The organism is Methylocaldum sp. MU1018, assembly GCF_053646775.1.
Genome location: NZ_CM132195.1, coordinates 500,218 through 514,440, shown reverse-complemented (window position 1 = coordinate 514,440; position 14,223 = coordinate 500,218). Strand labels below are relative to the sequence as shown.

The window sequence follows — 14,223 nt, the reverse complement described above, 5'->3', positions numbered from 1 at the left end:
GGATCAGTATTCTTCCGCCGCTTTGCGGGCTTCGGCGAAGTTGAGGGTGCCCTCGTAAATAGCGCGGCCGGTAATGGCGCCCATGACGCCGTCGCCGACCACGCCGCCCAAGGCATGAATATCCTGAATGCTCCGGATGCCGCCCGAAGCGATCACCGGAATCCGTATCGAGCGCGCCAGCCGCGCGGTCGCCTCGACATTGACGCCCTCCATCATGCCGTCCCGGCTGATGTCGGTGTAAACGATGGCCTCGACGCCGTCGTCCTCGAACCTTTGCGCCAAATCGATCACATCGTGATGCGACAGCTTCGACCAGCCGTCTATGGCCACTTTGCCGTCCTTCGCGTCCAGCCCGACGATGATATGGTTAGGAAACTCCGCCGCGACCTCACGCACGAAATGAGGCGCGCTGACCGCCTTGGTGCCGATGATGACGTAATCGACACCGGCGTTCAGATACCCTTGAATCGTCTCTTCATCGCGAATCCCTCCGCCTACCTGGATTTGCACATCCGGATAGGCTTCGCGGATGGCATGGATAACCTCTGCATTGCGCGGAACCCCCGCGAAGGCGCCGTCCAAATCCACCAAATGCAGGCGCTTTGCGCCTTCCGACACCCATTTTCCGGCCATCGCCACCGGGTCGTCGGAGAAAACCGTATCGTCTTCCATGCGGCCTTGCCGCAAACGGACACACTTGCCATCTTTCAGATCGATAGCAGGTATCAAGAGCATAGGAAAATCCTCAGCAACGGATAGAGTGAATGAACGGCGCCTTATCGCCCCGGGTCCCAGTTTAGAAAATTAGCCAGCAATCGCAACCCGGCTTCCTGGCTCTTTTCAGGGTGAAATTGAACGGCAAAGACATTTTCGCGCACCAGCGCCGAGGCGAAAGGCTCCGGATAATCGGTGGTCGCCGCAACGTTCCGGGAATCGGCCGGTCGCGCGAAATAGCTGTGAACGAAATAAAACCAACTGCCTGGCGCGATGCCCCGCCATAGCGGATGATCGGCTTCCGGGCGAACCCGGTTCCAGCCCATATGCGGAATTTTCAAGGATCGTCCGGCGCCATCCGTCATCCCGTCGGCAAAGCGCACGACCCGGCCGGGAATCAAACCCAGGCATGCCGTGCCGCCGTTTTCCTCGCTTTCGTCGAGCAACGCCTGCATCCCCAGGCAGACGCCCAGGAACGGTTTCGAGGCCGCCGCCCGATCGAGCACGGCCATGAGATCCCGATCGGCCAGGGCATTCATGCAATCGCGGATCGCCCCGACCCCCGGAAACACGACCCGGTCGGCCCCGAGAATCGTTTCGGGATTGTCCGTGACGATCACGGCGGTTTCGGAATGGGCGCGCTGAAGCGCCTTGGCTATGGAATGGAGATTTCCCATCCCATAATCGATGACTGCAACGGAAGACATGGGTAAAGACGGTCGGGTGAGAGTTCCGTGTAAATTTCTTAAATCATTCCCTTGGTCGACGGGATAGCATCCTGCATCCGGGCATCCGGCTCCAGGGCCATTCTCATAGCCCGGCCGAAAGCCTTGAAAACGGTTTCGGCAATGTGATGGGCATTCTGTCCCTTCAGATTATCGATGTGCAAGGTCACTTTGGCGTGATTGACGAAACCTCGAAAAAACTCGAGAAGCAAGTCGACATCGAAGTCGCCTATGCGGTCGCGCGGAAAAACCACATCGTAAGATAAACCGGGACGCCCGGAAAAATCAATCACGACGCGCGACAACGCTTCGTCCAGGGGAATATAGGCATGACCGTAACGCCGTATCCCCTTCTTGCTGCCCAAAGCCTTTTCAACCGCCTGGCCCAGCGTAATGCCGATGTCTTCCACCGTGTGGTGGGCATCGATGTGCAGATCGCCCCTTGCCCGCACATCGAGGTCGATCAATCCGTGCCGCGACACCTGATCCAGCATGTGGTCGAGAAAAGGAACCCCGGTCTCGAACACGCCCGAACCGGCGCCATCCAGGTTGAGGCAAACCCGAACCCGGGTCTCCAGCGTATTGCGCTCTATTTCGGCGGTACGGCCAGTCATAAGCAATAGAAAGTGGTCTGAGTCAATCGGCCTTAAATGATATAACGGCTCATCGCTCTTGCTAAGCCCGATTCGCGCTACGTGTAAGCAAATGCTTACATTATTTTCAGCTTTTTCCGACTTAGCCAAAGGCAGAATTTATGCCAAACTCCCAACGTCGCCGACATGGAAGTAAGGATTGCCCATTTTCTTACAGGATAGCCACTCGGAAGCGACTTGATAGCCAACCAAGCAGGCGATAACCCCGGACGCACGGAGCGCAACCGGGGTTTTTATTTTGCCTCATCAAAACGCCGGCGGCGGCAAGCGGCGAACCAGATCGTCCCAGGCCACGGCAACACCCGCCAACACCCCGACCGCGGTTTCGCCGGAAAGCGCCTGAACGTCCGGCTTGCCATATTCACCGTCGACCAGCCGATAAATGATCACCATGCGGTCCGTGGGGTGCACCAGCCAATATTCCCGCACGCCGGCACGCTCGTACACGCGCCGTTTCAGCACGTGATCGTGGCTGGCGGTCGAGGGGGACAACACCTCCACCACGAAGTCCGGCGCGCCGCGAACGCCGCGCCGGTCCAGCTTGGATTCGTCGCACACCACCAGGACGTCCGGCTGCACCACGGTATCGATAAAGTCGTCCGACTCGTCCGCCTTGGGCAAGCGAACATCCACCGGGGCGATGAACGGGCGGCAGGGTTTGCCTTCCAGGGCACGCCGAAGCTGAAAGTAAATCTCCCCGGCCACATCCTGATGCTCCAGGTTCGGAGCGGGCGCCATGAGATAGGCCGTGCCGTCGACTAGTTCGTAGCGGACATCTTCCGGCCAGGACAAGTAATCGGCGTAGGTATGGCGTTCGGAATCACGAAGTGCAAGCGACATGGACGGCCTCCTCCGTTGGAAAGATTCAAGATCTCAGACTGGCATTATCGCATCTTGAGATAAGCTACAGGCCCCCAGGTGTTTGGAGACTTTTTAAGATCGCCGAATCTTACTGATAGCTTCTTGAATGTGCTCCAGATAACCCTGGTTACGAAGTGCCTTGCTCATAGCGGCCGAGTCTCCCGAAGCAGCCGGTCGCGGAACTTGGCGGGCAGATCGCCCGCGGTGAGCACATCCACCGGAACGCCCAGCTCAGCCTTGATGGCGTTTTGCAGGCGCACCACATCAAGGAGCGTGGTACCCCTATATCCACCAGAAAATCCGCGCGCTGCCTTCGGTATCCTCGCCGTGCAGGACGGAGCCGAACACGCGGACGTTTCGGGCGCCGAGCTCGGTTGCGATACGCAATACACGCGAAGAGCCTCAGAGGGTCTCATAAAGCCTCCCCGATCAACCTTAATCATCGGATTTCACTATACGATCAGCGATTACGGCAGATCAATCCGAAACTCTCGCGTAGTTCTACGGTCAAGGCCCTCCCCCGGAACGGAACAATGCCGTTAAGTTAAGCCGCCATTCCGGCAGGACAGCCGGTTTGCACGCGAAGCGCCCGCAGGGTGCCGCACAGGGACTGTGCGGCATGAATCCAGTACACAAGGAAGTGACACAGGCATCTGCCATCCATGACTTCTGGACCCCGGCATTTTAAGTCCTTCGACAAGCTCACCACCAACGGTGACGTATTGATTCCGTTCGTGGCGAGCCCTTCGACTCGGTTCAGGACAGACTTGTCGAACGCTCCCCTGAGCCTGTCTGCCGAAAGGTATGAACGGAATCAACTTGTTCAGAGTTTCCTTCCCCCCCTTCTGTGTTCAACGGGCCAATTTGGCGGAAAATCCAAAAACAAAAGCCTGACACGTTTCCATTGGCAGCGAAAAAAGTAGTATAAAATAGCGCTTTCTACCACTTGCATTTAGAGCCTATCCCAGTAGGCCGTTCGCCCTGAGCTTGTCGAAGGGTTTCTCGAGCCTACCGGGATAGGCTCTTAGAGCGCGGAGGGACAAATGCAGACCACCGAAAAGCTTTCGATTACCTTGCCCGCTGAAATGGTGCGCATGATCCGCGAAAAAGTCGGGTCGGGAGCGTATGGTTCCAACAGCGAAGTTATCCGAGAAGCACTGCGAGGCTGGATGGAGCGTGAACGGCGTCTGATGGCGCTCGATGCAGCCATTGCCCGTGGCATCGCCGACGCCGAGGCCGGACGGGTGCAGGATATCGAGCCGGTTCGCACAGAACTGCGGAAGCGTTTTGAATCATGAGGGTCGTCATCACGGATTCGGCCAAAGCCAATCTGGTTGAAATAGGCGAGTTCATCCGCCTACACAATCCTGCGCGAGCGGCCACCTTCGTTGACGAACTCCTGGACCATTGCGATGCGCTGGCCGATATGCCCCGCGCATATCCCTTGATTCCGCGTTACGAGCATTACGGCATTCGACGTTGCGTACATCGGGATTACCTGATTTTTTACCGGATCCTTGAAGACGAAGACCTTGTCGAAATCATCCACATCTTGCACGGAGCGCGAGACTATGAGTTATTGTTATTCCCTGCGCCTTGAAATCGATTGCCGGATCGAGCGTTTTGCCAAGTCATACGATGGAGAAAGCGTTCCGTACATCCGAGCCGAAACGCTCTACAGTTGACTTCCGCAATTCACAACCCGCAGGCCCGGCTCATTCCCGGAGATCGATGTTGATGATGTCCGGAACTGTCTCCGTCGCACTGCCAACCGACACGGACTGGTCATGCCGCTTTGTCTGCGGCAGTAGGAGCTTGAACGATTCCGTGGTTTTCAGAGAGTTCGCCGACCGCCGTTAACTGGCGGCCACCCTTTACCGGTCCAACGGCCTGGCGGTCAATCCCGGCTTCACCGCCCTTCCGCGGTTCAGACGGATCGGCTCAGCGGAAAAGCCAAAAGTAAAAGCCCGACGCTTTTTCATACCTCCAGCGGCGGCAAGCGGCGAACCAGATCATCCCAAACCACGGCAACCTGTGGCAATACGCCGACGCTGGTTTCGCCCGAAAGCGCCTGAACGTCCGGCTTGCCATATTCACCGTCGACCAGCCGATAAATGATCACCATGCGGTCCGTGGGGTGCACCAGCCAATATTCCCGTACGCCGGCACGCTCATACACGCGGCGCTTCAACACATGATCATGGCTTGCGGTTGACGAGGACAACACTTCCACCACGAAGTCCGGCGCGCCGCGAACGCCACGCCGGTCCAGCTTGGACTCGTCGCACACCACCAGGACATCCGGCTGTACCACGGTATCGATAAAGTCGTCCGACTCGTCCGCCTTGGGCAAGCGAACATCCACCGGGGCGATGAACGGGCGGCAGGGTTTGCCTTCCAGGGCATTGCTCAATTGCCGATAAATCTCCCCGGCCACATCCTGATGCTCCAGGTTCGGAGCGGGCGCCATGAGATAGGCCGTGCCGTCGACTAGTTCGTAGCGGACATCTTCCGGCCAGGACAAGTAATCGGCGTAGGTATGGCGTTCGGAATCACGAAGTGCAAGCGACATGGACGGCCTCCTCCGTTGGAAAGATTCAAGATCTCAGGCTGGTATTATCGCATCTTGAGAGAATGTGCGGACGCTTGGGTATTCGGCTACGAAAGCCCGACCCGTTCGCACGACAAGGCAAACCTGTAGAACGCGAAGGGTAGGCATTCCCGTATGGCGTCGCATGAATGGGGATTCCCTTGCGGCGCAATACGTCAAGACTGCCGCCCTACGCGGGCCGGTGATGGCAGTATGCTAAGGGTTACAGCCAGGGATCGATATTGATGATATCCAGAACCGTTCCCGTCGCGCTGTCAAGCAATACCGTTTGATCGCGCGCTTTCGCCCGGAGCGGCAGGAATTTGACTCTCGCAGGATCGAGCTTGTGTTCTTCCAGATAGACCGAAACCTTATCGCGGGCTTCTGCATCGCGCTGCATCAGCGGATCAATCGACGAAGCTTTACGGACCACTTCCGCGGCCATTTCAGGGTACGGCGCATAATATTGCGGCATCTGCGGCAAATCGACACCGCCTACAGCAGCCGAAAACAGAATTCGGTTGCGCTCAGTGATATCCGTAGGCGGCCGCGCAGCAACGATTTCAGGCCCGGCCAGAGGCAACGATTTGAATTCCTGACGTTTCACTTTCTCCAATTCGCTTACCGGGATGTCGGCTGCCGTCACCAAGTCGAAGCGGTCGACGGCGAAAACCATAAATACGGGTCTTGCCAAAAAAATCGTGTACACACCATAGCTTAAAGCCAGCATTTGCAGCAGGACGATCATCGCCATATCGAAGCGAAGGCTCGGCTTCTTCGGGTTCCAGACGATCAGCGTCAGCAGCGGACCGAGGCAGACGTCGACGCCCGCGAGAATGGCGATGAGACCCAGGCCGCCCATTGCCCAGGCATAGACGGGCGGATAACAGGTCAGAACCAGCAGTAATCCGAGCGCCGAGATAATCAGCGCGCTGACAAATAGATGGATGGCGGAAGCTTTCCAGCGAGACATGTACGCGGAACGTGTGACTGAGTGATTTCCGGAGAAGATTTTAAGGAACATACAGGATTCGTGCCCGGCATGTCGTAGGTAGGCACGCTCTCCGATGCGGCGGCATCCTCGACGAACTCCGCCAAACGAAGGGCGAGACTAACCCCGCCCACCTGACAAAACCGCCCGACGGGGTCGCCGCCGGGCGGTTCGGGTCTGGCGCTTGGGTAGGCATGTCCCCATGCCTACCCTACCAAGCTCAGGCCGTGCTTAGGCACCCGTGCGGCAGGCAGCAGGCAGATATTTATCTGTCACGGCATTAAAGGTCGTTGTCCCTGCCGCTACACCCTTCGGCGCAACCGTGCCAACTGGCGCAGTGGCATTACCGCATTGCCACACCAGTCCACCCGCCGGATTAGCCCACGGAGTCATTCCTAAAGTCTCTGCTTGAATGGCCGCATTGGCGCTAGCCTGAGCAAAGGCAATAGTCAGTCCGCCGTCAGTTATGGTAATGCCTGATACATACTTACCAGAAGTATCAGTAGCAAGTGTGGGTAGACCAAGTCCGCCATTGTCCGCATCTCCTAGATCACCCGTTTGAGCCCAAATGTCGGCAATGGCTGATTCTAATCCTGCCGCCAAGTTTAAGCCTTCGGTAACTTGACCGCGGATTGTGTAATCTTGATAAGCGGGAACCGCAATCGCCGACAAAATCCCTACGATCGCCACGACGATCATCAACTCGATCAAAGTGAAACCTTGCTGTCTCATGTTCTTATTCGCATTCATGACGAACCCCATTGAGTTACGGAACGGATTGGATAAGGAGCTTTATCAGCTCTCGACCAAGAGAAAGCACAGGCCGTGCCAGCGTCCTTGATGCAGGTCGAATGCGGTATCCCAAGGTTGCGAAACAAGACGAGTCATTGACTATTCAACCTATAGGGTCGAAAAGTGACACAGGACGTCATCCGAAGGTCCTCATTCCTGAAGAACCGCCTCTGCCCCAAGCTATCAATGGCGGAACTATCCAGCGTCACTCATTTCCGACTTCTTGAGCTTGTTATCATGAAACAGCGCCCACTGCTGGAGATACCATCATGAAGACCGCAAAAGTTCTTTACGCAAGGGATTTTTACGCCTGGACCCAGCAAAGCGCTCGGCTAATGAGGGAAAGGCGTTTCGATGAACTCGATTTAGAGCATATCGCGGAGGAGATCGAAAGCATGGGAGCCAGTGAACGACGAGAATTGATCAATCGTTTAGGGTTGTTACTGGCTCATCTGCTTAAATGGCATTATCAGCCGCTTTACCGCGGCAAAAGCTGGGAACTGGCCATTAAGGAACAGCGTCGGCGCTTAAAACGGCTGCTCAACGACAATCCGAGTCTCAAATCCCATGCCGAGACCGTGTTGAGCGATGCTTTTGGAGATGCCGTTTTGATGGCAGCCAAGGAAATCGGACTTGATGAATCGTCTTTTCCGCAAAGCTGCCCTTACTCGCTGGGGCAGGCTTTAAGTCCTGAGTTCTTGCCTGAGTAATACAATATTATTGCTCCGGCAATGCACAAGCTATTGTCACGAGAAATGCGCGCGATTTTGAGCACGCCGAATTGCGCTTTCCATCCATTAAAGTCGTTTCGCCCGATACCTTATTACGGGGATTGACATGAGCGCTTTGATCATTCGTCTACCTAAAGAGCGGCTGAAGCAGGTGGCCCAAGTTCGTAATGTCAGCGTTAACCGGCTCATTGACGAAATGGTGACGCTGGTAATCGCCGATTTCGATGCTGAAACCCGCTTTCGATTGCGAGCCGCGCGGGGTATCGGCAAAGAAGAACGAGGTCGTGAATTGCTTGCCAAGGCGATTCGGACTGAGAACTGATCCATCGTCTTAGGACCTATCCCAGTAGGCTCTTACTCCCTCACCGGTCGCTTCTCCAATTTCCGCTGCAAAGTCCTGCGGTGCATTCCGAGAGCCCGCGCGGCGGCGGAGATGTTGCCGCCGTGTTCGATCAGGACCTTTTGCAGGTGCTCCCATTCCAGGCGCCGGACCGAGAGCGGCTTTTCCTTGATTTCGACGGAGACGTCGCCTTGATCCTTGTGCAGCGCCGCGACGATCTCGTCGGCGTCGGCGGGCTTGGTCAGATATTGAATCGCGCCCAGCTTGATGGCTTCGACGGCCGTGGCGATGCTGGCATATCCGGTCAGGACGACGATACGGGTGTTGGCGTCGAGTTCGTGGAGACGTCTGACCAAGATCAACCCCGAATCGTGGCCGATGCGCAAATCGATCACCGCGTATTCGGGTTCCATCCGCTCAGCCAGCGCAGCGCCGGTCTCGAGGTCCTGAGCGGCGTGTACTTCGAATCCGCGCTTTTCGAGGGCTTGCTTCAAAACCCCGCAGAACGTGGGATCGTCATCGACCAAAAGCAAACTGGGACGAGGAGGGGCGGATGCGGATATCGTGCTGTTCATAGGCTTTTGTTCGGACGCAGCAATGGAAGCTCGATACGGGTACAGGTGCCGCCTTCGGCGCGGGGCAACATCTCTATTCGACCGCCCAATCGCTCGATAGTGGCAAACGCCAGGAACAACCCCACGCCCAAACCGTGCTCCTTGGTCGTGATGGGCGTCTTTCCCAGGCTCTGGGACAGCGTGGGAGCGATGCCGGGCCCTTGATCGAGAATCTCCAGGGTCGCGCGCTCGAAGCTCCAGCGGGCGCGCAGCTTTATGCCGGCGGGCGAAACATCGGCGGCATTGTTCAGGATGTTCACCAGCGCATGGGTCAGGGTGTCCTCCGCCAAAATGCACGGCGGAGGCTGAGGGCCGATCTTTTCACATTCCAATTCGGCATTGAGGCGCTGCTTCCGCCAGCTATCCACCGCCTCTTCCAGGTAGTTCGTCAGCGGCATCACGCGCCCGGATTCGGCGCGGATGGCGCCGGCCGACGCCGACATGATCGAAAGCGCTTTTTTGCAGCGAGCCACCTGCTCCCGCAAAATTTTCATTTTCTCCAATAAATCGTCTTGTTTGGCGCCCGTGCACTCGCTCTCTATTTCATGGATCAGGATCGCCATGGTTCCCAACGGGGTACCCATTTCGTGAGCGGCGCCGGCCGCCAGCGTTCCCAGCGCCACGACCCGCTCGTTGCGCAAGGCCTGTTCGCGGGCTTCCCCTAACCGGCGCTCGCGCTCCCGGAGGGTCTTGGCCATCTCTACGACAAAATAGGCGACGAGTACGGCGCTGAATACGAAGCCGAACCACATGCCGAACGCGTGCAGTTCGATGTCGTGGTCTTCCATCAAGGCTTGAACGGCGGGCGGGGCGTCGCCGTGCAGGGTCATGGGCTGAATGTCGGGGAGCGGCTGGTAGAAGCCGATGAGTAGCGTATAGCACCCCGACGTGAATATCACCATGTACCAGGTATAAAACTGGGGGAGCACGGTAGCCGCGATGATCAGCGGAAGCAGGAAGAACCATGCCATGGGGTTGGTCGCGCCGCCGGTGAAATAAAGAATCGCGGTTATGGCCAGGACGTCGAATGAAAGCTGAACGAACAGTTCCATCTCGGCAACCGGGCGGGAATCGCTGAGCCTCAGCCACGTCCACCAGTTGAAGCCTCCGAGCACTGTCATGATGCCCCAGAGCGGCACTTCGCCGAGCGGTATTTCCAAGCCGTAAACGCTGATCAAAACGATCAGCGCTTCGCCCGCGATCATGAGATTACGCAACACGAACAACCAGCGGAGGTTTTGCCGCGCATCGGTTTCCGTGTCCACCGGGGTGGGGATATTCATTAGCGGGTTCGAGTTCATGGCAGGAATTGTAAATGGCGGCTTTTGTTGGACAAATGCGACAATTTGTCACATTTTAGCTAGACCTGTAGTCTGCTAGCATGAAATCATGGTTTCCGGCTCTCAAGGAACCGGAAACCGCCATGTTGGCAAGAGCCGACGATCAGATGCTATCTGTGGCTGTGCGCTATAGCCTCCTCAATAGGGCAGAAGACGAGTTCTTCTGCCTTTTTTATTGTCCAGGATATTATTTCCTTTTATTACACAAAACATTTCGTTGCGCGACAATTTGTCACATTTTCACACAAATCGTCGTTGATAAAATGTTAATCACTCGTTAGGGGGCTTCTCCTAGCCGAGACCAGACGCACGTGTAGTGCTCACAATCCTCCTCTTGACGTGCAGGGATTTCCTTCCCTGCACTTTCTTTTAGACGAACGTCGCATTACCTGAATTCAATTCAACGGCTGCAACGGGGGTTTTTCCCTGCCGCTTGCGCGCCCCGATACAGTTCCATAGCTTTGGGCATGTTTTGTTTGAGATCCTGCATGCGGGTCGCATGGGACGGGTGGGTTGAAAGAAATTCTATAGGCTGTCCGCCTCCGGCTTGTTCCATATTGACCCAGAGATCGATGCTTTCCTGAGGGTTGAACCCCGCTTTCGCCATCAGTTGGAGCCCGACCAGATCGGCCTCGCTTTCCTGCAAACGGCCGTACGGCAGAAGAACGCCATATTCGGCGCCGAGCCCCAGCACCCCCATCATGACCTGTCCGGTCTGACTGGTCGGGTTGGTTATCGCCTGGACGGCATTCAGTCCTTGCTGCATGGCAAGCTGCTGTGACATGCGTTCGTTCGAATGCCGCGAAAGCACGTGCCCTATTTCGTGCGCCACGACCGCGGCGAGCTGGTCCTGATTCCGGGCCACGCGCAGTATGCCGGTATGAACGCCGATTTTACCGCTGGGCAGCGCAAACGCATTGGGCGAATCGTCCTGAAATACCGCGATTTCCCATTCTCCCTCGACTTCCTTGACGAGCGCCCCGGCTACACAGGTAACATATTGATTAGTCTGAGGATTCTGATCGACCGGCAATTTTTGTTTCATATTGACGAAGGCTTGGGAGCCCATGCTGTCAACCTGGGCTTCCGGCATCATGATGAATTGGGTACGCCCCAAGGGAGAGGTTGCGCAAGCTGAAAGGCCCCAAACGAAACATACGACCAACAGGATTCTTTTCATGGAAGCTCGAAATATTTTGAGAAGATCGGATGATAGCCAAACGGAACCGGTACTATCAATCAGCGTCCGCCTTTAGCGGCGCGGCAACCTCCGTAGAACACCCGACTCCGGTCCCGCCCAGGCCGCAGTATCCGCCCGGGTGCTTGGCCAGATACTGCTGATGATAGGGTTCCGCATAATAAAATTCGGGAGCATCCCGAATCTCGGTCGAGATTCGCCCATAACCGTGACGGCTCAGGTCCGTCTGATACGCTTCGCGCGACGCGATGGCCGACTCCTTTTGTTTTTGCGTGTAGGTAAAAATGACCGAACGATATTGGGTTCCGATATCGTTGCCTTGACGCATGCCCTGTGTCGGGTCGTGGGATTCCCAGAAAATTTTCAACAAGTCTTCGTAACGAATCTTGTCCGGTTCGTAAACCACACGCACCACCTCGGCGTGGCCGGTCATGCCGCTACAGACCTCATCGTAGGTCGGATTTGGCGTGACGCCCCCGGCATAGCCAGCCGCGGTCACATAAACTCCCGGCACCTGCCAATATTTCCGTTCCGCACCCCAAAAACAGCCGAGGCCGAATACCGCAATTTCCGCGCCTTCCGGATATGGTGCCTCGATACGGTGCCCGTTGACGACGTGCAATTCCGGTACGGGCATCTTTTCGGCACGTCCGGGAAGGGCGGAATGCTCGTCAGGCAACGAAATTTTTTTCGTAAACATGGCATTTGCTCTGCATTGATCGGTCAATCGGAAGTCGGGAATACTCCAGCCATGATAGTTCTTATGTAGACTAAGGCTTATTGCCGCAGAAACGGCATACATTACCGTCTTTCAAAGTTGTTGGTTAGATGATGAGTGAATTCGACAGTTTCCAAAGGTTTTTGTTTGAACATCTCGGAATACGGGGCGAGCTTGTTCGGCTTGACGCAAGCTGGCAAGCCGTGCGGGAGCGCCATTCGTATCCTCCGGCCGTCCAGCGTCAATTGGGCCAGGCGCTCGCTGCCGTGGTTTTGCTGTCCGCCACCATTAAGTTCAAGGGATCCCTGATCCTTCAGACTCAGAGCCGCGGACCGCTCCACACTTTGGTCGCGCAGGCAACTCACCGGCGTACCATTCGCGGCCTCGCCCACTGGCGCGGAGACGTCGCCGGCGAAACGCTGTCGGATATCTACGGTCCCGGGCATTTGGTATTGACGATCCGGAATGAAGATGCCGACCCTTATCAAGGAATTGTTGCGCTCGAGGGAAGCGACCTCGCCGGAGCCATCCAGTCGTATTTTTCGCGCTCGGAGCAACTGGCAACCCGCCTTTGGCTGAGCGCCGATGATCGGCGCGCCACGGGGCTCCTGATTCAAGAACTGCCGGACAAACGGCGCGATGCCGACGATTGGGCGCGCATCGAATATCTGGCGGATACGGTTACCGAAACGGAACTGCTTCATCTGCCCAGCCAGAAATTGTTATATCGGCTTTTTAACGAGGAAACGGTACGCCTTTTCGACGCGGAACCCATCTCGTTCCGCTGCGGGTGCTCACGGGGGCGCATCGAGTCCGTCCTGCATACCATGGGAAACCATGATATCGAATCCATCTTGGAGCACGAGGATTCCTTGGAAGTTTGCTGTGAATTCTGCAACCGCCGCTTTCATTTCGATCGCGTGGATATCGGTGGCTTATTCGCCGACGAAATAAGACTTTCGCCTCCGCCGGCCCGACAATGAGCGACTTGGCGGCATATCGTTTTCAGGCGGATCAACAAAAAAGGCGCTACCCGAAAGAGTAGCGCCTTTTTTCAGCCAGAAACCCGGAGGGTTACAGCCAGTAGACAAAAATAAACAGACCCAGCCACACCACGTCGACAAAGTGCCAATACCAGGCGGCGGCCTCGAAGGCGAAATGATGCTCCGGGTTGAAGTGCCCCCGGATACTCCGGAACAGGATGACCGTAAGCATGATGGCGCCGATGGTTACATGCAAACCGTGGAAGCCGGTCAGCATGAAGAAGGTCGAGCCGTAGATGCCGGAACCCAACGTCAGCCCCATTTCGCTATAAGCTTCGTGATATTCGAACCCTTGCAAGATGACGAACAGAAATCCCAGCGCGACGGTGGCGATCAGGCCCTTGATCAATTGGCCGCGATTGTTCGCCAGCAAACCCCAGTGCGCCCAGGTTACGGTTCCGCCGCTGCTCAACAGAATGAGGGTGTTCAAAGCCGGAACGCCCCACGCGCCCATGCGCTCGAACTCGCCGCCGACATGGCCTGGGCCGTTCGTCGGCCAAATGGCCTGGAACCCCTGCCACAAATCGCCGGTCGCCCCCGCAGTAAAAGTGCCTTCGCCGGCCAGCCACGGCACCGAGTAAACGCGCGCGTAAAAGAGCGCGCCGAAGAACGCGGCAAAGAAAAATACTTCCGAGGTAATGAACCAAATCATCCCCATTCGGAATGAACCGTCCACCTGCTGGTTATATAGTCCGGCAACGCTTTCCTTTATCACCGAACCGAACCAGCCGGCCATCATGTATATGACGATGGCCGCTCCCACGACCATGAACATCCCGCCGATGCTCGATCCGTTAAGATAATTAGCGAACCCCGCGACCAAAGTGGTCAAGCCGATCGACCCCAAGATAGGCCAGTTCGCTTTATGCGGTAGATAGTATGCGTCTTTCGTTGCCATTACGTTCCCCTGCTT

Annotated in this window: 17 protein-coding genes; 5 read left to right on the top strand and 12 right to left on the bottom strand. The window is 56.5% G+C overall.

Annotated features, from left to right (window positions below):
• Nucleotides 1–3: 3 nt before the first annotated feature.
• The 4 genes from hisA to ACWJKU_RS02425 form a co-directional block, all read right to left on the bottom strand.
• Nucleotides 4–735 carry a 1-(5-phosphoribosyl)-5-[(5-phosphoribosylamino)methylideneamino]imidazole-4-carboxamide isomerase gene (gene hisA, locus ACWJKU_RS02440; RefSeq protein ID WP_454145442.1) on the bottom strand — a complete coding sequence of 244 codons (732 nt, stop codon included), beginning with the start codon at nt 733–735 and terminating at the stop codon, nt 4–6.
• Between the two features lie 41 nt (nt 736–776).
• On the bottom strand, nt 777–1,421 hold the full coding sequence (hisH, locus tag ACWJKU_RS02435) for an imidazole glycerol phosphate synthase subunit HisH (protein ID WP_454145441.1): 645 nt from the start codon (nt 1,419–1,421) through the stop codon (nt 777–779).
• Between the two features lie 38 nt (nt 1,422–1,459).
• Entirely contained in the window at nt 1,460–2,053 is a 594-nt protein-coding gene (gene hisB / locus ACWJKU_RS02430) for an imidazoleglycerol-phosphate dehydratase HisB (RefSeq protein WP_454145440.1), read from the bottom strand.
• A 285-nt stretch (nt 2,054–2,338) separates the two neighbouring features.
• Nucleotides 2,339–2,932, bottom strand: a complete 594-nt coding sequence (locus ACWJKU_RS02425) for a Uma2 family endonuclease (RefSeq protein WP_454145439.1) — start codon at nt 2,930–2,932, stop codon at nt 2,339–2,341.
• A 1,064-nt stretch (nt 2,933–3,996) separates the two neighbouring features.
• Between ACWJKU_RS02425 and ACWJKU_RS02420 the strand changes: the two genes are divergently transcribed.
• Nucleotides 3,997–4,251 (top strand): type II toxin-antitoxin system ParD family antitoxin, encoded by a 255-nt coding sequence (locus ACWJKU_RS02420; RefSeq protein WP_454145438.1) that lies wholly within the window; start codon nt 3,997–3,999, stop codon nt 4,249–4,251.
• The gene (locus tag ACWJKU_RS02415; protein WP_454145437.1) at nt 4,248–4,553 is read left to right on the top strand and encodes a type II toxin-antitoxin system RelE/ParE family toxin; all 306 of its coding nucleotides are present in this window, start codon (nt 4,248–4,250) and stop codon (nt 4,551–4,553) included. The genes ACWJKU_RS02420 and ACWJKU_RS02415 overlap by 4 nt, the downstream gene beginning before the upstream one ends.
• Before the next feature lie 378 nt (nt 4,554–4,931).
• Here the strand turns inward: ACWJKU_RS02415 and ACWJKU_RS02410 are convergent, their stop codons facing one another.
• The 3 genes from ACWJKU_RS02410 to ACWJKU_RS02400 form a co-directional block, all read right to left on the bottom strand.
• Nucleotides 4,932–5,525: a Uma2 family endonuclease gene (locus ACWJKU_RS02410; RefSeq protein ID WP_454145436.1), complete on the bottom strand. Its 594-nt coding sequence runs from the start codon at nt 5,523–5,525 to the stop codon at nt 4,932–4,934.
• Nucleotides 5,526–5,766: 241 nt separating this feature from the next.
• Nucleotides 5,767–6,567 carry a TfpX/TfpZ family type IV pilin accessory protein gene (tfpZ, locus tag ACWJKU_RS02405; protein ID WP_454145435.1) on the bottom strand — a complete coding sequence of 267 codons (801 nt, stop codon included), beginning with the start codon at nt 6,565–6,567 and terminating at the stop codon, nt 5,767–5,769.
• A gap of 198 nt (nt 6,568–6,765) precedes the next feature.
• Entirely contained in the window at nt 6,766–7,284 is a 519-nt protein-coding gene (locus tag ACWJKU_RS02400; RefSeq protein WP_454145434.1) for a pilin, read from the bottom strand.
• 311 nt (nt 7,285–7,595) lie between these two features.
• On the opposite strand from ACWJKU_RS02400, the gene ACWJKU_RS02395 reads away from it, so the two are divergent.
• Together ACWJKU_RS02395 and ACWJKU_RS02390 are read left to right on the top strand one after the other, a co-directional pair.
• Nucleotides 7,596–8,036: a DUF29 domain-containing protein gene (locus ACWJKU_RS02395; protein WP_454145433.1), complete on the top strand. Its 441-nt coding sequence runs from the start codon at nt 7,596–7,598 to the stop codon at nt 8,034–8,036.
• Between the two features lie 127 nt (nt 8,037–8,163).
• The gene (locus tag ACWJKU_RS02390; protein WP_454145432.1) at nt 8,164–8,379 is read left to right on the top strand and encodes a toxin-antitoxin system HicB family antitoxin; all 216 of its coding nucleotides are present in this window, start codon (nt 8,164–8,166) and stop codon (nt 8,377–8,379) included.
• A gap of 32 nt (nt 8,380–8,411) precedes the next feature.
• Here ACWJKU_RS02390 and ACWJKU_RS02385 read toward each other — a convergent pair whose 3' ends face one another.
• From ACWJKU_RS02385 to msrA, 4 genes are all read right to left on the bottom strand, one after another.
• Nucleotides 8,412–8,972 carry a response regulator transcription factor gene (locus tag ACWJKU_RS02385; RefSeq protein ID WP_454145431.1) on the bottom strand — a complete coding sequence of 187 codons (561 nt, stop codon included), beginning with the start codon at nt 8,970–8,972 and terminating at the stop codon, nt 8,412–8,414.
• A complete protein-coding gene (locus ACWJKU_RS02380; protein ID WP_454145430.1) occupies nt 8,969–10,294 on the bottom strand; it encodes an ATP-binding protein in 1,326 nt (441 codons plus the stop codon). Before ACWJKU_RS02380 ends, ACWJKU_RS02385 begins: the two co-directional genes overlap by 4 nt.
• A gap of 457 nt (nt 10,295–10,751) precedes the next feature.
• Nucleotides 10,752–11,531, bottom strand: coding sequence for a M48 family metallopeptidase (locus ACWJKU_RS02375; RefSeq protein WP_454145429.1), 780 nt, complete (start codon nt 11,529–11,531; stop codon nt 10,752–10,754).
• Nucleotides 11,532–11,586: 55 nt separating this feature from the next.
• Complete coding sequence (gene msrA, locus ACWJKU_RS02370; RefSeq protein WP_454145428.1) at nt 11,587–12,249, bottom strand: peptide-methionine (S)-S-oxide reductase MsrA; 663 nt, start codon at nt 12,247–12,249, stop codon at nt 11,587–11,589.
• Nucleotides 12,250–12,377: 128 nt separating this feature from the next.
• On the opposite strand from msrA, the gene hslO reads away from it, so the two are divergent.
• A complete protein-coding gene (gene hslO, locus ACWJKU_RS02365) occupies nt 12,378–13,250 on the top strand; it encodes an Hsp33 family molecular chaperone HslO (RefSeq protein ID WP_454145427.1) in 873 nt (290 codons plus the stop codon).
• Between the two features lie 91 nt (nt 13,251–13,341).
• Here the strand turns inward: hslO and ACWJKU_RS02360 are convergent, their stop codons facing one another.
• Entirely contained in the window at nt 13,342–14,208 is an 867-nt protein-coding gene (locus ACWJKU_RS02360) for a cytochrome c oxidase subunit 3 (RefSeq protein ID WP_454145426.1), read from the bottom strand.
• Nucleotides 14,209–14,223: the final 15 nt, after the last annotated feature.